14 protein-coding genes and 5 pseudogenes are annotated in these 19992 nt (G+C 59.8%); 11 read left to right on the forward strand and 8 right to left on the reverse strand.

Annotation, left to right across the window (positions count from 1 at the left end; genetic code table 11):
* Positions 1–67 precede the first annotated feature (67 nt).
* The 5 genes and pseudogenes from QY325_07880 to QY325_07900 all read left to right on the forward strand — a co-directional run bounded on the left by QY325_07880 (position 68) and on the right by QY325_07900 (position 5781).
* A complete protein-coding gene (locus QY325_07880) occupies positions 68–457 on the forward strand; it encodes a hypothetical protein (GenBank protein ID WKZ67839.1) in 390 nt (129 codons plus the stop codon).
* Between the two features lie 184 nt (positions 458–641).
* A complete protein-coding gene (gene dcm, locus QY325_07885) occupies positions 642–1847 on the forward strand; it encodes a DNA (cytosine-5-)-methyltransferase (GenBank protein ID WKZ67840.1) in 1206 nt (401 codons plus the stop codon).
* Positions 1844–3040: a type II restriction endonuclease gene (locus QY325_07890; GenBank protein ID WKZ67841.1), complete on the forward strand. Its 1197-nt coding sequence runs from the start codon at positions 1844–1846 to the stop codon at positions 3038–3040. The genes dcm and QY325_07890 overlap by 4 nt, the downstream gene beginning before the upstream one ends.
* 363 nt (positions 3041–3403) lie before the next feature.
* Positions 3404–4475, forward strand: a protein-coding gene (locus QY325_07895; GenBank protein WKZ67842.1) for an IS3 family transposase whose coding sequence is annotated in 2 segments (ribosomal slippage) — positions 3404–3669 and positions 3668–4475 — 1074 coding nt in all. Because the reading frame shifts where the segments join, the coding sequence is not laid out codon by codon here.
* Between the two features lie 233 nt (positions 4476–4708).
* Positions 4709–5781, forward strand: a pseudogene (locus tag QY325_07900) (IS3 family transposase).
* A 198-nt stretch (positions 5782–5979) separates the two neighbouring features.
* Here QY325_07900 and QY325_07905 read toward each other — a convergent pair.
* The 7 genes and pseudogenes from QY325_07905 to QY325_07935 all read right to left on the reverse strand — a co-directional run bounded on the left by QY325_07905 (position 5980) and on the right by QY325_07935 (position 10322).
* A complete protein-coding gene (locus QY325_07905) occupies positions 5980–6930 on the reverse strand; it encodes a ParB N-terminal domain-containing protein (protein WKZ67965.1) in 951 nt (316 codons plus the stop codon).
* 782 nt (positions 6931–7712) lie between these two features.
* A complete protein-coding gene (locus tag QY325_07910; protein WKZ67843.1) occupies positions 7713–7928 on the reverse strand; it encodes a DUF2281 domain-containing protein in 216 nt (71 codons plus the stop codon).
* 160 nt (positions 7929–8088) lie between these two features.
* Complete coding sequence (locus tag QY325_07915) at positions 8089–8475, reverse strand: putative toxin-antitoxin system toxin component, PIN family (GenBank protein WKZ67844.1); 387 nt, start codon at positions 8473–8475, stop codon at positions 8089–8091.
* 7 nt (positions 8476–8482) lie between these two features.
* A complete protein-coding gene (locus QY325_07920; GenBank protein WKZ67845.1) occupies positions 8483–8746 on the reverse strand; it encodes a hypothetical protein in 264 nt (87 codons plus the stop codon).
* Positions 8747–8888: 142 nt separating this feature from the next.
* Positions 8889–9407: pseudogene (locus QY325_07925) on the reverse strand (methylmalonyl-CoA mutase family protein).
* A gap of 190 nt (positions 9408–9597) precedes the next feature.
* Positions 9598–9854: pseudogene (locus tag QY325_07930) on the reverse strand (methylmalonyl-CoA mutase family protein).
* Between the two features lie 195 nt (positions 9855–10049).
* A pseudogene (locus tag QY325_07935) lies at positions 10050–10322 on the reverse strand (methylmalonyl-CoA mutase family protein).
* 288 nt (positions 10323–10610) lie between these two features.
* Here QY325_07935 and QY325_07940 point away from each other — a divergent pair.
* From QY325_07940 to QY325_07965, 6 genes are all read left to right on the forward strand, one after another.
* Positions 10611–10967: a hypothetical protein gene (locus QY325_07940; protein WKZ67846.1), complete on the forward strand. Its 357-nt coding sequence runs from the start codon at positions 10611–10613 to the stop codon at positions 10965–10967.
* A gap of 106 nt (positions 10968–11073) precedes the next feature.
* Positions 11074–15396, forward strand: coding sequence for a CusA/CzcA family heavy metal efflux RND transporter (locus QY325_07945; GenBank protein ID WKZ67847.1), 4323 nt, complete (start codon positions 11074–11076; stop codon positions 15394–15396).
* A gap of 12 nt (positions 15397–15408) precedes the next feature.
* Positions 15409–16788, forward strand: a complete 1380-nt coding sequence (locus tag QY325_07950) for an efflux RND transporter periplasmic adaptor subunit (GenBank protein ID WKZ67848.1) — start codon at positions 15409–15411, stop codon at positions 16786–16788.
* 4 nt (positions 16789–16792) lie between these two features.
* Positions 16793–18673 (forward strand): heavy metal translocating P-type ATPase, encoded by a 1881-nt coding sequence (locus QY325_07955; protein ID WKZ67849.1) that lies wholly within the window; start codon positions 16793–16795, stop codon positions 18671–18673.
* A 33-nt stretch (positions 18674–18706) separates the two neighbouring features.
* On the forward strand, positions 18707–19087 hold the full coding sequence (locus QY325_07960; GenBank protein ID WKZ67850.1) for a heavy-metal-associated domain-containing protein: 381 nt from the start codon (positions 18707–18709) through the stop codon (positions 19085–19087).
* Positions 19088–19101: 14 nt separating this feature from the next.
* Complete coding sequence (locus QY325_07965) at positions 19102–19455, forward strand: DUF3703 domain-containing protein (GenBank protein ID WKZ67851.1); 354 nt, start codon at positions 19102–19104, stop codon at positions 19453–19455.
* Between the two features lie 55 nt (positions 19456–19510).
* Here the strand turns inward: QY325_07965 and QY325_07970 are convergent.
* Positions 19511–19977, reverse strand: a pseudogene (locus QY325_07970) (methylmalonyl-CoA mutase family protein).
* Positions 19978–19992: the final 15 nt, after the last annotated feature.

The following is a 19992-nucleotide window of genomic DNA, read 5'->3' on the forward strand; positions in this document are numbered from 1 at the left end:
AAGACTTGGACCCGCCGCAATGTGTTCCTATAATGCTGTCGAAGTACTGTTGAAAAATCCGTCAATCATGAGCGTCACCTCGAACCCCATTCCACACAGCGAGCAGGAGGCCCTGGGCATGCTGCTCCCGACACTTGGTCAACCCGTGCAGCAGCTTTCGCATGACGCGTTCAAGCAGGCATGGTCAGCTGTGTTCTATCTGTATGGCGGGTTGCATCCTGATGATGCCACCGACCACGGCACCCAGCTCATCACGGGCTTTGATGGTCCCGAGGAGTACAGGTCCATCGATCCGCGACTTGTCGTGCCCCGCTATCAGCAAAGTGGCTGGCCGGTGGTGCTTGCACCCTTGGCTGCCGAAGCATGGACTAGGTATGAACTGGGCCTGCTTAGCGAGGATGAACTCTATTGCGCTGAGGTGCAACATGCCGGGTTCATGGAGCGGATGAAGGGCTGAGCGATTCCCAGGGTCTGCCGTTGATATTTCTTTCCTCTGAGCCGACCTCCATGTTCATCCTGGTCCGAAACTTTACAACGAAGAACGAGGCATGAAGAAGACCGCAAAGCCGCTCAAGCGCAAGGCGCCGTTGAGGAGGCAAGCCGCATCGAAGAGCAAGGAGTCGAAAGAGAGCAAGGCCCCCATGGCCATCAAGCGCTACTCAGGGAAGAAGGATGAGCGCGTTGCGGTGGTTGGAGAGCCAATGGTGCCCTACGGTCAAGGGTCATTCCGCTTCATCGACCTGTTCTGTGGCATCGGTGGCTTCCACATCGCTTTCTCCAAGCAGGGTGGCGAATGTGTGTTCGCATCAGACTGGGACAAGTACGCCCAGATCTCCTACGCCGCGAATCACGGCCTTACTCCCATCGGTGACATCACCAAGGTGCCTGTGAAGGACATCCCTAAGCATGAGGTCCTTTGCGCGGGCTTCCCTTGCCAGCCCTTCAGCATTGCAGGTGTGTCTAAAAAGAACAGCCTCGGGCGCAAGCACGGCTTTGAGGATGAGCGGCAAGGCAACCTATTCTTCAACATCGCGGAGATCCTGGACCACCACCGTCCGGCGGCCTTCGTGTTGGAGAACGTGAAGAACCTGAAGAGCCATGATCGCGGGAATACCTACAAGGTGATCATGGACATCCTGCGGAACAAGCTCGGTTATCATGTCGTGGAGCCCCGCATCATCGATGCCAAGCCTTACGTGCCGCAACACCGGGAGCGCATCTTCATCGTTGGCTTCTGCGATGCCGCTGCGGCAGAGCGGTTCAAGTGGCCTACGCCTCCAAGCGAAGGCCCCAAGCTGCATACGATACTTCAACCCCGTGTGCCTGAGAAGTACACGTTGACCGACCATCTGTGGGCCTACCTCCAGAACTACGCCGCCAAGCACAAGGCTGCGGGCAATGGCTTCGGCTTCGGTCTTGTGGGGCCGGATGACACAGCGCGCACATTGAGCGCACGCTACCACAAGGATGGTTCGGAGATCCTGATCAACCAAGGCCGGGGGCGTAATCCGCGTCGACTCACTCCTGATGAATGTGCCTTGCTCATGGGCTATGAGGACTTCGAGATCGTGGTGAGCGATACGCAAGCCTATCGCCAGTTCGGCAACTCGGTCGTGGTCCCTGTTGTTACGGCGATCGCTGAGCAGGTGACCAAGGCCTTGGGCCTAACCAGTGAGCAACACAAGCTGATGGCTTCCCATGCGGCCGAGCCAAGCACCACTTACACCAAGGCCAAGGCTTCCAAAGTCGGAGCGAAGGCTGTAGTTGAACAAGATCTTAACGATCTTTCGGGGGCGATCAAGCCAGGCGCAAAGCAGAAGCGCAAGGCTGATCTTGCCCTTGCATGAGCCAGTCCCTTGCAGACGTCTTTGATGCCGTAGCGCACAAGCGCCTTGTGCAGGTCGACCTTCCCGGAATGGGGTCGAACCAGCATGAATTGAATGGTGTATCAGCGCTTCGCGAGTTCTTCCAGACCAGCGAAAAGGTCGAAGGACCATTGCATTGGCACTACTTCGCCGATGATAAGGAGGTTGAAGAGCAGGAAGGGCGTTTCAGTTTCTATGATGCGAGGGCCAAGTCCGCCGAAAGGACGGGGCGCTCTGAGTGGCGTTTCTATTACTCCGGTGAGTTCCTTGCGAAGTGTGCACCAGGCGATGAGTTGATCATTGTTCGCGCGGCAGGCAAGGTGCATGCACTTGTATTTCAGCGAGGCTCAGCTCGTTTACGCGCGGCGCTTCTCCTGTTCGGCATTAGTTCCACAGGGGAGCAGATCAGTCTTCTGTCAAGTGAAGCAATAGCCAAGAGCGACCTCGCGCTTTTTCGGCGACAAGTCATCGAAGAGCTTGAGCTCGACGTCCAGTTGCCTGTTGCCGGTAACGACAAGGACTTGGTCATTGAGCGCTTCGGTGAGAAGTTCCCTTCAACCGCTGTCATGTCAGCCTTCGCGCGTGAGCAGGTCGGTTCGGATGTTGGGGACGCCGATGCTGCCTTGGTCGCGTGGCTTGATCGTGAAGAACAGCTCTTCCGCGCTCTGGAGGAGGTGATCATTAGCAAGCGCATCCAGCAAGGCTTCAAGGAGGTGGATGACTTCATCCAGTACTCGCTTACGGTTCAGAACCGCCGCAAGTCGCGCATGGGGCATGCCTTGCAGCATCACTTGGCCGAAGTGTTTACGCTCCACAAGGTTCAGTTCAAGGCTCAGGCGAAAACCGAGGGTGGCAACAAGCCCGATTTCATCTTTCCTGGCGAGGCTGAGTATCACAACGCATCCTTCGACGAGTCGCTGCTTCTCATGCTTGGTGTGAAGTCCAGCGCGAAGGACCGTTGGCGTCAGATCCTTCCGGAAGCTTCGCGAATCGCCACCAAGCACCTATGCACGCTGCAGCCTGGGATCTCAGAGAACCAGACCGATCAGATGGCCAGCGAACGTGTGCAATTGGTGATACCTAGTTCGATACAAGCCACTTACACGGATGCCCAGCGCTCCAAACTTCTGAGCGTTGCCGGCTTTATTGACTTGGTGCGTAGCAAGCAAGCGTGATGGCCAAGCGACACGACGTCTTCACCAAGGCCAAGCGCTCGGAGGTGATGTCGAAGATCCGGGGCAAGGGCAACAAAGCCACAGAGGTCGCCCTAGCCAAGCTATTTCGGGCCAGCGGCATCACCGGCTGGCGCAGACACTATCCCATTACAGGGAAACCAGACTTTGCCTTCCCCAAGCTGAAGTTCGCCGTCTTCGTGGATGGCTGCTTCTGGCATGGCTGCCCCAAGCATGGCACCCGGCCCAAGGGTGTAAGCTTCCCCGAAGTTCGGCCATTCATTGCTGGAGGTGAAGTGATCCTTGGCCCCGCGGGGCCAAGGATCGCTTCGGCCGGCCAGGGGCTACATTCAACCACACGTAGCCATGAGAAAGAGCAAGTTCACCGAGCATCAGGTCATCGCCATCCTCAAGCGTCACGAGGCTGGCTCGAAGGTGGCCGACCTGTGCCGCGAGCACGGGATCAGCAACGCCACGTTCTACCAATGGAAGGCCAAGTATGGCGGCATGGAGCCCAACCAGGTCAAGCAGCTGCGTGACCTGCAGGAGGAGCTCAGCCGCCTGAAGCGCATGTACACCGAGCTGAGCATGGTGCATGATGCCTTGAAGCAGGTGGTGGAAAAGAAGTGGGGCGCCTGACGAGAAGCGCGAGATCGTTCAGGCGATGATACAGGAGCACAGCATCTCCGAGCGCCAAGCCTGCGGCAGCGTGGGCTTGGCGCGCAGCACCGCGCAGTACTGCAAGACCCCAGCGGATGACACGCCCATTATCCAGGTCTTGGAACAGCTCACCCAGAAGCACCCGGCCATCGGGGTGTGGCAAAGCCATCATCGGATGCGCTTGATGGGTCACCTGTGGAACTTCAAGCGGGTGTATCGGGTCTACACCGGTCTGGGCCTCAACATTCGTCGCAGGGCCAAGAAACGGCTGCCTGCACGGGTGAAGCAGGCGCTGTTCCGTCCTGCTGGTCCGGACCAGGTCTACAGCATCGACTTCATGCATGACAGCCTCTGGGACGGCCGGACCTACCGCTTGCTAAATGTGATCGACGACTACAACAGGGAGGTGCTCGCGATCGAGGTGGACACCTCACTGCCCGCACTGCGCGTGATACGCGTGCTGGAACGCATCAAAGCAGTGCGTCCGCTGCCCAAGATGATCCGCGTGGACAACGGCCCGGAGTTCATCAGCGCCAAGCTCGACCACTGGTGCCGCGAACACGGCATTACCTTGACCTACATCCAGCCAGGCAAGCCCACCCAGAACGCCTACATCGAACGCCTCAACGGCAGCATCCGTCGTGAACTGCTCAGCGCCTACGTGTTCCGTACCTTGGACGAGGTGCGCGAGAAGGCCGATGAGTGGATGACCGATTACAACCATCACCGCCCACACAAGGCGCTTGGCTACCGGCCGCCAGCGCCCATCCGATCCTAAACCTATGCCCCAGGAGCCTCTAGTTATGATCGGCCCGAAAACAGGGGAAGCTTACAAGGGCAACAGCGCGTTTTGGTCCGCGAAGCTGGACGCCAACAAGGCCCGGGACCGCAAGGTGAATCGTGAGCTTCTAGCCATGGGATGGCGCGTGCTAAGGATTTGGGAATGTAAGCTCCCCCAAGATCAGGTGCGTGGGATAGTAGAAACCCACAACCCACCTGAACTTTGGAGCAATGAAGAAGAGTAAATGGACGGAAGCGCAGATCGTAGGGATGCTGCGCGAGCATGAGCAGGGCCGCAAAGTGGCGGACATCTGCCGGGAGCACAGAGTAAGCCAGCCGACGTTCTACCAGTGGAAGGCCAAGTATGGTGGCATGGGCGCAAGCGAGCTCAAGGAGCTACGGGCATTGCGCGAGGAGAATACCAAGCTGAAGCTCAAGCTGGCCGACACGATCCTGGACCGTGACATCCTCAAGGAGATCCTGGGAAAAAAGCCCTAGGGCTCGCCGAGAAGCGTGAGATGGCACACTGGCTTGTAACGCAGTGCAAGCGCAGTGTTCGGCGGGTCTGCAAGCTGCTATGCTTGAGCCAGAGCGTGTATCGCTACGAGCCCAAGCCGAAGGACGATATCGACGTGATCGAACACATGAACCACTGGGTGACCAAGAAACCGACCTGGGGCTTTTGGAAGGTGTACACTCGTGTACGCAAGGACGGCCGTGTGGTGAACCACAAGCGCCTACACCGGCTGTACACCACAGCAGGGCTCAACCTGCGTCGACCTACGAAGAAGCGCGTTCCGGACCGGGTGAAAGAGCCACTGTGTTTGCCGATCGGCCCGAACATCACTTGGAGCATGGACTTCATGGCCGACCGGCTGCTGAACGGCAACAAGCTGCGCACGTTCAACGTCATTGACGACTTCGGCCGCGAGGCACTGAACATCACGATCGACACCTCTATCCGCGCCCAGTACGTGACGCGTGAACTGGACAAGTTGATCGAGTGGCGTGGCAAGCCAGAGCGGCTGCGAGTGGACAATGGCCCTGAGTTCATCGCCCAGGAGATGGAATTGTGGGCGGAACGCAACGGCATCGCACTTACGTTCATCGAGAAGGGGCGTCCCATGCAGAACGGCCTGATCGAGCGATTCAATCGCACCTACCGGGAAGAAGTGCTGGACGCCTACCTGTTCGAGAACCTCGAACAGCTTCGCCAGCTGACCATCGAGTTCATCTGGAGCTACAACAACGAGCGGCCCCATGATGCACTCCTGGACCTGACCCCGCGCGAGTTCCTGTTGAAATGTGGACAACTCCCTGCCCACTACGCAGGCTCACGCGCGGACTTCCCCACATTCCAACAGGATGATCACCACAGATCAACAGAAGTGGTGATCTTTAGGAATTCGCGCGCCTGATCAGGGGGAGCTTACAGGAACATGACCTAACCGATAGGCGTGTTTCCCATACCATTAACCGCATTGAAGAATACATCCAGATGTCTACCGCGAAGTAGGGTTTCGGAACAATACCATTTCCTTGAACTGAGCTGAGTCTAGTTGGTTATCGACTTCTCTCTCATTGTTCGCTGCAGTTGGTCCTCTCCAAACAGGAGATAGTCGCCAATTAATGACCCCGTTCCTTATACTATTCAGCACTGTTTCGGTCCATTCTGGGGAATAGGCGCAACCTGGCGGTGTGCTAGGTAAACTCATTGCATGAACAATCACAAATTCTAATCCTTTGTTAAACCTCTTTATGCATTGTTTCCACCACTTAGTTTTCACTGAATGCTGAAGATGTGTATCATTCTCCATATAACCGAAAAGCTCCTCCTCGAAAATCTGGCAGAGTTTATCCATATTCTTAATTTCAGCATCCCTTAAGTAACCCTCAGATTGAAATGGTGCATCAGCAGGAAGAGAATTGATGAACGCCTCTACGAACACATTCCAAGATTGGTCCGTAAGTCCGTGGTTTCTCCAATTTTCACGATAGTGTCCAAGCTCGTCAAGCTGTGAGGTTACTCTTCCAATTATACGGAGCTTGGCTTCCGACCGACTAATACCCTCCCATGCAAGAGACTCACTAGCCTCGGCGCCAAAGCGGCGCTGCGCGTTTGTGAGTTCATCTTCGCTAATTGCAGAGTACTTTAATGCCTTATGTGTATACTGGTACTTATTCTGTGTGAATTCATCATGTGCATTTGCAACAACTTCTAGAAAATCCTCATGATTTGGCCCTTTAAACACAGTAACTGGAACTGGTTGATTGGGCCGAGCGATGAGGTAAGCGCACAATCGATGATTGCCATCAAATACTTTTAACTGACCATCCGAGTATCGGCATAGAATAGGCGAAAGCAATGGATTAGATCTCAGGTGCCATGCTAGGTTGATGACCTTGCGAACATCCGCTGCGCGTGTCTGTACTTGCCTGTCTACCCATAGCAGGGCTGGAGGAACAACAGTTGAAAATGAAGTCCATCTTTTATTGGTGAACTATTGATGCATGACAGGATACTCCCTGTCTTGAAAGGTGGCTATATGTCGTTGATCATCCCATACAATATGCGCCTTGTACTCTGCAGCATCAGGTGATCTCCCCGGAAGAAGGTCGTCTGAGAATCTTGTATTGGAGGCTTTGCGATGTATTTTAATATACTCAATCCATTCCTGTCCAGTGTACTTATTGCCCTTCCCCTTGTGACAGTTCCTTCTTGCGGCAGTATCATATCCATCTTCAAAACAGGAAACTCCATCCCTTGCTGCATGAACAGGGTATTGATTGGCAACAAGGTCTGCTTGACGATCTCCGACTAATCCTTGGGCTAGCCAATGATCGAACTGGATATCTCCGAAATGTGCATATCCGTCGAAGTTTGAATGTGGTAAGCCCAAGCCGTCGCACACGTAGCATCGTGGCTTCTGCTCAAGTCTGCGCTCCTTCTCTGCTCGCGTCATGGCTTTGTTTCACTTATCGTTACATATTCCTCCGGTACTGCCCCCCCACCTCGAACATCGCTTGCGTCAACCGCCCTAGCGAGCAGTACTTCGTCGCCTCCATCAGCACCGCGAATCCCGCTCCGGCATCCGTAGGCCTCGTACCTCGGCCACGGTCGCTACGGCGGGACTTCGCGCTGCTTAGCATGGTGGTCATCACAAGTCGATCAAGGGCACAACGTAGACCCGGACGTGCGCATCCACGGTAACGATGTACGTATCGAGCAGCAGCTTCATTCCATGTACTCCTTGAAGTCATCCAAGGGTGCATCGAAGTCGTCCGGCACCGTCACCATGCCCTTGGCCAAGCCGGGCACCGGCGTCTTGCGCTTCTCCTGCGGCTCATTGCCCTGCCGGCGACGCATCAGGAACTCGATGAAGTCGAGCACCTGCTGGCGAACATCCTCCGGGAGGGAGGATAGCTGGATGTAGTTGTGCGCCTTGGCCATGACACGAAGATAAGCCCGGAGCGGGTCCGGTCACATGTTCCTCCGGTTCTGACCACCTACCTCGAACAACCTGTCCCGCCTTAGCGGATCGCTTGCGTCAACTGCCCCAGCGAGCAGTCCGTCGTCGCCTTCATCAGCACGGAGCAGTTGACGCCGATGATCATTTCAAGAACTCGTCCGTGAAGTTCCGCGCGCTCAGTATCCGTGTGTGTCCATAGCTCCGCATCGAGAGCAGGTCGTCATCGCCGGTGATCAGCAGATCAGCCTTCCCCTTCTTCGCCATCAGCAGCAGATAGTCATCCTTGGGGTCGCGGGAGAGGGGAGCCTGGCCGGTGGACCGCACCTCCACGGATTCCCCAGCTTCCGCCAGGGCGAGGATCAGTTGATGGGCGAACTCTACAGGGAAATGCTTGCGGAACCTCGCTCGTGCGGCCACATCCAGCAGCTCGGCCAGTAGTTGGGGGCTCACCAGCAGAACGAAGTCGCTGTGGCGCAAGGCAGCCACGAAGCCTCCCAGCCGCTTGCCGATCAGGAAGCTGATGAGCACGTTGACGTCAACGACGACGCGCAGCGCGGCTCGCTTCCTTTTTGGCGGCGGCATAACGTTGGGCCCTTACGATATCCACCTCCTTGCGGATGGTCTCTTCATCGATGTCCACGCCCTTGAGCTTGGACATGAGTTCCTCCAGCCGGTCGAGCGCGCGTTCCCGCTCCAAGGCCTTGACCAGGGCCGCCTTCTTTTTCTCAGGCAATTGCTTGGCCAGCTCCACCACCTGGTCGGGGGTGAGATCGATACGGAATCCGCGGTCGAATGACATGACCCAAAGATAAGCGATGCCCGGCCTTACATGTTCCTTCTGTACTGCCCACCCACCTCGAATCCCGCTCGTATGCCCGTACGCCTCGTTCCTCGGCAACGGTCATAACGGCGGGACTTCGCGCTGCTCAGCATACGCCTCATCACATATTACGTCGGTACTGTCCACCGACCTCAAACATAGCGGCGGTGAGCTGCCCCAGCGAACAATACTTCGTCGCCTCCATCAGCACCGCGAACATATTCTGGTTCCTGATCGCCGCCTGCTGAAGATCCTTGATCGCCTTGGCCGCCTCTGCCGAGTATGCCTGCTTCAAGTTCTCGACGGTGGCGATCTGCGCCTCCTTCTCCTCCTCGGTGGCGCGGATCACCTCCTTGGGCAGGATGGTGGGCGAGCCCTTGCTGCTGAGGAAGGTGTTCACGCCGATGATGGGGTATTCGCCGGTGTGCTTCAACGTTTCGTAGTAGAGGCTTTCCTCCTGGATGCGGCTGCGCTGGTACATGGTCTCCATGGCGCCCAGCACGCCGCCGCGCTCGGTGATGCGATCGAACTCGGCCAAGACGGCCTCCTCCACCAGGTCGGTGAGCTCTTCGATGATGAAGCTGCCTTGCAGCGGGTTCTCGTTCTTGGCCAGGCCGAGCTCCTTGTTGATGATGAGCTCTTGGGTACCACACCGCACCCCGTTCCGGCGCCATCCGCCTTCGGCGGCCCCTTCGGGCGGGCGCGCTCGTCCGGCCATGCTGCGTTGCTCGTCGGTCGGCTACCTCGTGGTAGCCTCCCTTCCTCGCGCCTTGCCTGGCCGAACGATCATCGCCCGTGGCATCCGTTCGGGGCACGGCGTGGTACCCTGTGGCCATGGCGCGGCGCACGCTTTCCTCGGTGCCTGAGCCTGCCCCGGCCTCCGAGCCGGGGTGGTGATGGCCTCGTCGTAGGCGTTGGTGTGCAGGCTGTTGCAGTTGTCGTAGATGGCGTAGAGCGCCTGCAACGTGGTGCGGATGTCGTTGAAGTCGATCTCCTGCGCGTGGAGGCTGCGGCCGCTGGTCTGGATGTGGTACTTCAGCATCTGGCTGCGCTCGTCGGCGCCGTAGCGGTGCTTGAGCGCCTTGGCCCGTTGGGTGCCACGAAGTCCACCGAGCAGCGCCACTGCGGTGTAGCCGCTGCCCTTCGGGTGAGCGCCGCTCATTCGCCCATACTTCGTTGCTTCCTCAGTCAGCTACCTATGGGTAGCCTCTCTTCGTCGCGCCTCGTCTGGCCGAACGATCGTCACTCATGGCATCTGCCCGGCGAACTCCGAGGCACCCCGGCGGCGCGCCACGCGGCCCATCACGGCGTACTCGGGGTCCATGCCGTTGCTGAAGAAGAAGCTCAGGTTGGGCGCGAAGGCGTTGATGTCCATGCCCCGGCTCAGGTAGTACTCCACGTAGGTGAAGCCGTTGGCCAAGGTGAAGGCAAGCTGGCTGATGGGGTTGGCGCCGGCCTCCGCGATGTGGTAGCCGCTGATGCTGACGCTGTAGAAGTTGCGGACCTTCTTGTCGATGAAGTATTGCTGCACATCGCCCATCAAGCGCAACGCGAACCTGCCTGTCCGGTAGGCAGGCTCGGTGCTGAAGATCGTTGTTCTGCGCCTGGTGGTTATGCCCGCCCTGAGCTTGTCGAAGGGTTGGGCGTGCCCCCTCGCAAAAGCCTCGGGGTCGCGTGCTTCGCTTTAGCCGGACTTGTCAGGGCCAGCATCCACGGCGCTGCGGGGTCCTCCTTCGTCGGCCTCCTCGCTGCTCGTGGTTGCAAGGCCCTTCCAGCGCCGGGCTGCCGCTTCGCCCGCTCACGCAGATCCATTGTACCACGTTGAACGTGTACTTTTGTCCCAATGCGCCGCCTCCTCTTCCTCCTAACCCTTGCCCTTTATGGCTATAGCGCCATGGATATGCGCGAGTGGGTGCGAGTGCCGCAAGTGGTACTTCATATGCTGGAGCACCACAGCGATCTGGGCCACCATGACGAGGAAGGCTCGGACCATGAGCACGGTACCGGCCACGACCACATGCCCTTCGATTGTGATTGCCATGGCGAGTTCTGCGCATGCAGCGGCACGGTGGCCTTGTCCACTGAACCACAAGCCGCGCTGATCTCGCTTGTTCCGCTCACCGCCACCTTGGGTGCCGCTGAACTTCCCATCGCTTCGGGTGCGTTCTCGGGCAACGTGTGGAACCCGCCCAAAGCCTGAGTTGCCGCCACGTGCGGTAGTTCCTGCCTGTTCCGCCTGAGCGGATCGGGCTTGTCCGCGTTCCCGCGAACGCATTCCATTTCGTTCCATCTCGAAGTCATTTCCCATGATCGACCGGATCATCAAGTTCTCCATCCACAACAAGGCCATCATCGGGCTGTTCACGCTCGTGCTGGTGCTTTACGGGGCGTACTCGCTCACGCAATTGCCGATCGATGCGGTACCCGACATCACCAACAACCAGGTGCAGGTGATCACCACCACGCCTACGCTGGCCGCGCAGGAGGTGGAACAGTTCGTTACCGCGCCCATCGAGCGGGCCATGGCCAGCCTGCCCGATCTGGTGGAGATCCGCTCCATCAGCCGCTTCGGGCTAAGTCTTGTGACCATCGTATTCGATGAGGACGTGGACGTGTACTTCGCCCGCACCTTGGTGGACCAGCGCCTGGGCGAGGCCGCCGCACTGATACCGCCCGGGGTGGGCACACCGACCATGGCCCCGGTAAGCACCGGGTTGGGCGAGGTGTACCAATACGTGCTGCACCCCAAGGAAGGGTACGAGGGCACCTTCAGCCCCAGCGAGCTGCGCACCATCCAGGAATGGATCGTAGTGCGGCAGCTGTTGGGCACACCCGGTGTGGCCGAGGTGAACAGCTACGGCGGCGAGGTGAAGCAGTACGAGGTGAGCGTGGACCCCAAGCGCTTGCAAAGCATGGGCGTCACCATCGGTGAGCTACTGCTCGCGTTGGAGAGCAACAACGAGAACACCGGCGGCGCCTACATCGAGAAACGGCCCAACAGCTACAGCATCCGGGGCGAAGGACTGCTGCGCACGCTGGACGACATCCGCAAGGTGGTGGTGAAGATCCCGCCCGGCGGTGTGCCGCTCCTGGTGGGCGATGTGGCCGAGGTGGGCTTCGGTGCGGCCCCGCGCTACGGTGCGCTCACCCGCAATGGCGAAGGCGAAGCGGTGGGCGGCACGGTGATGATGCTGAAGGGTGGCAACAGCGCCGAAGTGGTGAAGGCTATTGAAGCGCGCATACCGAACGTGCAGAAGGCCCTGCCGGAAGGGCTGATGATCGAACCCTATCTGGTGCGCAGCGAACTGGTGGGGCGGGCCATCGGCACGGTGAAGACGAACCTGATCGAGGGCGCGTTGATCGTGATCTTCGTGCTGGTGCTCTTTCTAGGAAATTGGCGCGCGGGCCTCATCGTGGCCTCGGTGATCCCACTGTGCATGCTCTTCGCCATCATCCTCATGAACGCCTTCGGCGTCAGCGGCAATTTGATGTCGCTTGGTGCCATCGATTTCGGATTGATCGTGGACGGCGCCGTGATCATCGTGGAGGCCACCCTGCACCACCTGCATGCGCGCTTCAAGGGAAGGATCCTTACCCGCGAGGAGATGGACCGCGAGGTTTTCGTGAGCGCCAGCAAGATCCGGACGAGCGCGGCCTTCGGCGAGATCATCATCCTGATCGTGTACATCCCCATCCTCACACTGGTGGGCATCGAGGGCAAGATGTTCCGCCCCATGGCCATCACCGTCAGCTTCGCCATCCTGGGTGCCCTGTTGCTCTCGCTCACCTATGTGCCCATGATGAGCGCGCTGGTGCTGCCGCGCAACACGGCGCACAAACCCAACTTCAGCGACCGCATGATGGACCGTTTCCAGAAGTGGTACGATCCCATCATCGGCTTCGCCTTGCGCAACCGGATCAAGACCGTGGGTGTGGCCGTGGCGCTCTTCATCAGCTCGGTCTTCCTGTTCGCACGCATGGGCGGCGAGTTCATTCCCACCTTGGAAGAGGGCGACTTCGCCTTCCACAGCATCCTGCCGCAGGGCGCATCGCTCAGCCAGAGCATCGCCAACAACGCCAAGGTGGAGAAGATCCTGCTGCAATTCCCGGAGGTGAAGCAGGTGGTGGGACGCACCGGCAGCGCCGAGATCCCCACGGACCCCATGCCCCCCGAAGCCACGGACCTCATGATCATCTTGAAGGACAAGGACGAATGGACCACCGCGCACGACCGCGAGGCTTTGCAGGACACCATGCTGCAAGCCTTGAGGCAGGTACCCGGCGTGTTCTACGAAGCCACCCAACCCATCCAGATGCGCTTCAACGAATTGATGACCGGCATACGGCAGGACGTGGCCGTGAAGATCTACGGTGAGAACATGGACACCCTCGCGGTGATCGCGAACAAGGTGGCGGCGATCATCGGCGAAGTGCAAGGTGCGGGTGAACCGCAGGTGGAAAAGGTGGTGGGCCTGCCACAGATCACCATCACCTACGATCGTGCACGGGTAGCGCAGTACGGCCTCAACATCCGCGAACTGAACCGCACCGTGCGCACGGCCTTCGCGGGCGAGGCCACCGGCGTCATCTACGAGAACGAGCGCCGCTTCGATCTGGTGGTGCGCCTCGGTGACCAACAGCGGCAGAGCATCGACGATGTGCGCACCCTCTTCGTGGCGCTGCCCGGTGGCGGACAGATCCAGTTGCAGCAGGTGGCCGATGTGTCCTTGACACCCGGCCCGGCCCAGATCAGCCGGGAGGATGCCAAGCGCCGCATCGCCGTGGGCGTGAACATCCGTGGCCGTGACGTGGAAAGCTTCGTGGAAGAGCTCCAAGGCCGCATCGATGCCGAAGTGCCAATGCCCGCGGCCTACTACTACACCTTCGGCGGCACCTTCGAGAACCTGCAGGCAGCTAGCAAACGCCTGATGCTGGCGGTGCCCATCGCGCTGGCCCTCATCTTCCTGCTGCTCTTCTTCACCTTCAACAGCGTGAAGCGCGCCCTGCTGATCTACACCGCCATCCCCATGAGCGCCATCGGCGGTGTGCTTGCGCTCATGGCGCGCGGCATGCCCTTCAGCATCAGCGCGGGCGTGGGCTTCATCGCGCTCTTCGGCGTGGCGGTGCTCAACGGCATCGTCCTCATCGCCACCTTCGACCAACTGGAAAAGGAAGGCATCAGCGACCTGAAGGAGCGCGTGTTGAAAGGTACCCGCACACGGCTGCGTCCCGTGCTGATGACGGCGGCGGTGGCCTCGCTCGGTTTCCTGCCCATGGCCTTGAGCGGCAACGCGGGCGCGGAAGTGCAACGCCCCCTGGCCACGGTGGTGATCGGTGGCCTCATCACCGCCACGGCCCTCACCCTCATGGTGCTGCCGGTGCTTTACCTGCTCTTCATGGGCGGAGGCAGGAGGCGCAACGATGCCAATGGCGGCAAGGCGAACGCACCGCTGATCGTCGCGACCGTGCTGTTGATCATGATCGGCGGCACCAGCAGCGCACAGGAACCGATGCCGATGGACACGGCGATCGCACGCGCCTTGCGCACCCATCCGAGCATGACCGCTGCGGAACTGCGTGTGCAGGAACAGGATGCCCTGCGTGGCACGGCCTTCGGGCTGCAGCCGCTCAACGCGCAATTCTCCCATGGCCAGACCCAGGGGCCGTATCCCAAGGACATTATCCTGGAAGCCAATACCGGGTTCGCATTTCCCACCACCATTGCCCGACGCGCGGCCTACCTGAAGGAAAGCCTGCACCTTGCGGAGAACGAAAAGCTGAACACGGCGGCCTACGTGAAGGAGAGCGCGGGAGGGGCCTACCTGCAATGGGCCATGGGCCTTGAACAGGTGCGTATCCTGCAACAGCTGGACAGCGCGTACGCATCCATGGCGGCCTTCGCGCTGCAGCGCTTCGAGCTCGGTGAGACCGGCCGCTTGGAAAGCACCAGTGCGCAAAGCCGCGCCGAGCAGGTGAAGGTGCGCTTGCGCCAGGCACAGGCTGATCTGGTGGCCTACCAGGTGGAAGTAGAACGCTGGACGGGCCCGCTCAGTGGTGCCGTGCCGGTGCCCGAGGAATTGCTCAACACCGCACGAGCGCCGGATCCCGGCGGCGGCAACGACCCGCTCCTGCTCTCCTTGCAGCAGCGCACGCAGGTGGCCGAGGCCGAATGGAAACTGCAACGCAGCCAATGGGCACCCAGCCTGCAGGGCGGCGGCTTCTACCAGACCTTCGATGGCACGTCGCCCTTTTCGGGCTTCCTCATCGGTGCTTCGATCCCCCTGCCCGGCAGCGGCCAGGGCGGTCGCACCTCGGCGGCACGTTTGCGCAGCGAGATCGCCGCGCAGGAACTGGAAGCCGCACGCCGACAGCGCAGCAGCGAGCGCGCCACCACGCAGGCGCAGCTCACTCAATTGCGCGAGAGCCTCGCCTTCTATGAAAGCACCGGTGCCGCGCTGGGTGCTACCCTGCGCGACGATGCCCTGCGTGCCTATCGCGCGGGCGAAGCCGACTACTTCCAATTCACTCAAGGCATCGAGCAGGCCTTTCAACTCAACGCCGAGCACCTGCGCGTGCGTTACGAGCTCGCACTTACCGTCCTCCACCTCCGTGCCCTCAATGGGCTCTAAGACCGCATAGACATGAAAACGCAACCGATCAACAGCGCTCTTCAGCGCATGCCGAATACGCTCTTTCTGCTCCTGCTCACCATCGCACTGGCCGCCTGTGGCGGTGGCGCGGCCTCCGGCGAAGAAGAAGGCCATGGCCACGGCGAAGAGGAGGGCCACGGCGGTGGGAGCACCGTCACCGTTTCGCCGCAACAATTCGCCGCCATCGAGGGCAAGCTTGGCAAGGTGGAGATGAAGGACCTCACCACCGCCCTCAAGGCCGTCGGCTTTTTGAAAGTGCCGCCGCAGAACGTCGCCGACATCACCGTGGCCATGGGAGGCACCGTGCGCGAAGTGCTGGTGCAGGAAGGCGACCATGTGAACAAGGGGCAGGTGCTCGCTACGGTCACCGACCCTTCGATCATCCAACTGCAACGCGACTACCTCGATGCGAAAGCACGACTGGTGTACGCCGAAACGGAATTGGAACGCCAGACCGAACTGGCCCGCGCCAACGTGAGCGCGCAGAAGACCCTGCAACAGGTCACGGCGGAACACGCCTCCTTGCGGGCCAGCGTGAACGCCCATGCCGAGCAGTTGCGCCTGATCAACATCGACCCCGAGAAGCTCACTGCCAATGCACTGCGCTCAGCCGCGGGCATCGTAAGCCCCATCGATGGCACCGTGGCGCACATCGCGGTGAACGTGGGAAGCAAGGTGAGCAACGATGCCACAATGTTCCGCGTGGTGAACAACAGCAAGCTCCACGTGGACCTCTTCCTCTACGAACAGGACATCGCCTCCGTGAAGGTGGGCCAGACCATCGACCTCAGCCTCACCAACCTGCCGGGCAAGAACTACACGGCCGTGGTCTTCGCCATCGGCAGTGCCTTCGAACGCGAGACGAAGACGATCCCGGTGCACGCGGAGATCACCGGCGACAAAGTGGGCCTGATCGACGGCATGGGCGTTACCGGGCGCATCAGCGTAGGCAACGCCACCACCACCGCCGTGCTCACCGAGGCCATCGTGAACATGGAAGGCAAGGACTACGTGTTCATCAGGACCGAAGGTGAAGAGGAGCATGGGCACGGGCATGATGAAGAGCCCGCGCACAAGGAGGAACCGGCGCACAAACACACCGAAGGGGAAGCACACGATCACGCGAAGGAGAACAAGGCAACCCATGCACAAGGTGAGGTGCACGAACATGACCATAGCGATGAACATGCGCACGAGGCCGCAACCGGCAGCATGAGCTTCCAACGCATCGAAGTGAAGCGTGGAACGACCGATGGCGCGTACACAGCAGTAACCTTCCTGCAACCGGTGGACCCGGACGCCGAAGTGGTGACCGGTGGCGCCTACTACCTGATCGCGATGATGAACACGAGTGAAGGACACGAGCATTAAGATCATGAGCACCCATCATTCCCTCGCTGCTCGTTCCACCTGGCGGACCTACCTGCCTGCTATTGTTTCGTTCATCCTGCTCCTCAGCGGCATCGCCATCGACCAGCTGGCACCGCAGCTCTGGCAACAGGCATGGTGGCGTTTCGCCTGGTACTTGGCCGCGTACCTGCCGGTAGGCTGGCCGGTGCTGGTGAATGCGGTACGTACCATCGCGAAGGGCGCGGTCTTCAGCGAGTTCTTCCTGATGAGTTTGGCCACCATCGGCGCGTTCTACATCGGCGAGTACCCCGAGGGCGTGGCGGTGATGCTGTTCTATGCCGTGGGTGAACTGTTCCAGAACGCCGCCGTTGATCGGGCCAAGCGCAATATCCAGGCCTTGCTGGATGTACGTCCGGATACCGCGAACGTGCTGCGCGACGGCATCCCGGTGGAAACGCCCGCTGCTGAGGTGAAGGTCGGTGACATCCTCCGCATCCGCGTGGGCGATCGCGTGCCGTTGGACGGTAAGCTCCTCAGCGACCAGGCCTCCTTCGATACTGCGGCCCTTACCGGTGAAAGCGTGCCGCGTACCATCGTGAAGGAAGCACCGGTGCTCGCGGGCATGATCGCCACGGACAAGGTGGTGGATATGGAAGTGACCAAGCCCTTCGGCGAAAGCAGCCTCGCACGCATCCTCGACCTTGTGCAGAACGCGGCGAAAAGCAAGTCGCCTACGGAGCTCTTCATCCGCCGCTTCGCGCGCATCTACACGCCCATCGTGGTGGCGCTGGCCGTGGGCATCGTGCTGGTGCCCATGCTCATCGTGGAACCTTACGTTTTCAATACATGGCTTTATCGCGCGCTCATCTTCCTGGTGATCTCGTGCCCTTGCGCGCTGGTCATCAGTATTCCGCTGGGTTATTTTGGTGGCATCGGCGCGGCCAGCCGAAAAGGCATCTTGCTCAAGGGCGGCAATTATCTGGACGTGCTCACCAAGGTGAACACCATCGTGATGGACAAGACCGGCACGCTCACCGAAGGCGTGTTCGCCGTGCAGGAGGTGAAGCCAGCTACGGACATCACCGAAGACCGTTTGCTGGGTGTGATCAAAGCGATGGAGACGCACAGCACGCACCCCATTGCGCAGGCGGTACTGAAACATCCGCAGGGCGATGTGGTGGGCGATGCGACGAACGTGGAAGAGATCAGTGCGCATGGCATGCGTGGCATCGTGGAAGGCAAGGAGGTGCTCGTGGGCAACACGCGCTTGCTGAAGAAGTTCAACGTGGCCTATCCAGCAGAAGTGGATGCTGTGGAAGACACCATCGTAGTCTGCGCCATCGGCGGTGCATACGCGGGTTACCTCACCGTGGCCGACAGGATCAAGGCCGATGCGAAGGAGACGATCGGCCTGCTGAGGGCCCAAGGCATCCGGGATATCGTGATACTCAGCGGCGACAAGACGGCCATAACCCACCGCGTGGCTGCTGCACTTGGCATAACCAAAGCCTTCGGCGATCTGCTACCCGAGGACAAGGTGACCAAATTGCAAGAAGCGAAGAAGGACCCCACCGCCGTGGTCGCCTTCGTGGGCGACGGCATCAACGACGCACCCGTGTTGGCCCTCAGCGATGTGGGGATCGCCATGGGGGGCTTGGGCAGCGATGTGGCGATCGAGACCGCCGACGTGGTCCTCCAGAACGACAAGCCCAGCAGCATCGCCGAGGCCATCCGCATCGGCAAGGCCACCAAGCGGGTGGTCACGCAGAATATCGTGCTCGCCTTTGGAGTGAAGGCCATCGTGCTGGTGCTTGGCGCGGGAGGTTTGGCCACGCTTTGGGAAGCCGTGTTCGCGGATGTGGGCGTGGCGCTGTTGGCGATCCTGAACGCGAGCAGGATGCGGTGAGGGTTCTGGAACATAACTTGCGTGGCTACGAACATGAAACAGCTGACCACCCTGCTCTTTGCCTTTTGCACACTGGGCCTATCTGCACAAACCGGTGCAGTTTCCCCGCCCGCCAAAGGCAAGAAGACCGCCACCATCGCCATCCAGAGCACTGGCATCTGCGATATGTGCGAGAAGACCATCGAGACCGAACTCGTCTATACCAAGGGCGTGAAGAAGGTGGATGTGGACCTCAGCACCGCTGCCGTGAGCGTGACCTACGATCCGCGCAAGACCGACGCGGACAAATTGCGTGCAGCACTCACCAAGCTGGGGTACTCCGCTGATGGTACACCGGGTAATGCCTCAGCATTTGCCAAGTTGCCCCAATGCTGCCAGAATGAAGGCTGCGGCAAGTTGCCGGTGAAGCAATGAAGCTTCATTGGGCCATGCCGACGCAGGTGCGGCCATACTACGGAGCAGAGTTGCGCAAGAGCGAAGAGGCTCGCACGCTCGGCGATCTGCAACTCGAATGGCACCATCTCGAGCGGGCCCATATTCTCGGCCAGCGTTGGCCCTTGGAGCACAACGCGGTGCATTGGCGCATGCTGAAGTTCGGGTTCCGTACCAAGAACATGCGCGAGATCATCGGACAGTTGCCGCGTCTGGTCTTCGGTGGGGTGAAGAGCTTCGCGGGCACGGTGCCGATCGGGAATACGGGCGGAGCGAATGTGCCGGCGCTGAAGCCGCTGGCGTTACCAGACGACCTAGCAGCGATACTCAATGACACCTTTGCCGTGTGATCGATAGTGCGATCACCGTGTCCGAGAGTGAATGGAGTATCGTGCCCTTCGCGGGTCACATATTCCGCCGATACTGCCCCCCCACCTCAAACATTGCAGCAGTTAACTGACCCAGGCTGCAATACTTGGTCGCTTCCATCAAGACCGCAAACATGTTCTCGTTCTTGATCGCAGCCTCTTGAAGCTTCCGAGTGCGGCTTTCCCTTCAGCCTCATAAGCCTTCTGCACGTTCTCCACGGTGCGGATCTGCGCTTCCTTCTCCTCTTCCGTAGCACGGATCACTTCCTTCGGGAGAACGGTCGGCGATCCTTTGCTCGACAAGAACGTGTTCACCCCAATGATCGGATACTCACCCGTGTGCTTCAGGGTCTCGTAGTACAAGCTCTCTTCCTGGATCCTTGAGCGCTGGTACATGGTCTCCATGGCGCCCAGCACGCCGCCGCGCTCGGTGATGCGGTCGAACTCGCTGAGCACGGCCTCTTCCACCAGGTCGGTGAGCTCCTCGATGATGAAGCTGCCCTCGCGCGTTCCCTTGCT

The sequence above is a fragment of the Flavobacteriales bacterium genome (assembly GCA_030584065.1).
Classification (GTDB): Bacteria; Bacteroidota; Bacteroidia; order Flavobacteriales_F; family PHOS-HE28; genus PHOS-HE28.

Bases quoted from the DNA above. Each gene is read 5' to 3' on its own strand.
- QY325_07880 (WKZ67839.1), top strand. From the start codon at position 68: ATGAGCGTCACCTCGAACCCCATTCCACACAGCGAGCAGGAGGCCCTG.
- dcm (WKZ67840.1), top strand. From the start codon at position 642: ATGGCCATCAAGCGCTACTCAGGGAAGAAGGATGAGCGCGTTGCGGTG.
- QY325_07890 (WKZ67841.1), top strand. From the start codon at position 1,844: ATGAGCCAGTCCCTTGCAGACGTCTTTGATGCCGTAGCGCACAAGCGC.
- QY325_07910 (WKZ67843.1), bottom strand. From the start codon at position 7,928: ATGGCCAAGGCGCACAACTACATCCAGCTATCCTCCCTCCCGGAGGAT.
- QY325_07920 (WKZ67845.1), bottom strand. From the start codon at position 8,746: ATGTCATTCGACCGCGGATTCCGTATCGATCTCACCCCCGACCAGGTG.
- QY325_07940 (WKZ67846.1), top strand. From the start codon at position 10,611: ATGCGCCGCCTCCTCTTCCTCCTAACCCTTGCCCTTTATGGCTATAGC.
- QY325_07945 (WKZ67847.1), top strand. From the start codon at position 11,074: ATGATCGACCGGATCATCAAGTTCTCCATCCACAACAAGGCCATCATC.
- QY325_07950 (WKZ67848.1), top strand. From the start codon at position 15,409: ATGAAAACGCAACCGATCAACAGCGCTCTTCAGCGCATGCCGAATACG.
- QY325_07955 (WKZ67849.1), top strand. From the start codon at position 16,793: ATGAGCACCCATCATTCCCTCGCTGCTCGTTCCACCTGGCGGACCTAC.
- QY325_07960 (WKZ67850.1), top strand. From the start codon at position 18,707: ATGAAACAGCTGACCACCCTGCTCTTTGCCTTTTGCACACTGGGCCTA.
- QY325_07965 (WKZ67851.1), top strand. From the start codon at position 19,102: ATGCCGACGCAGGTGCGGCCATACTACGGAGCAGAGTTGCGCAAGAGC.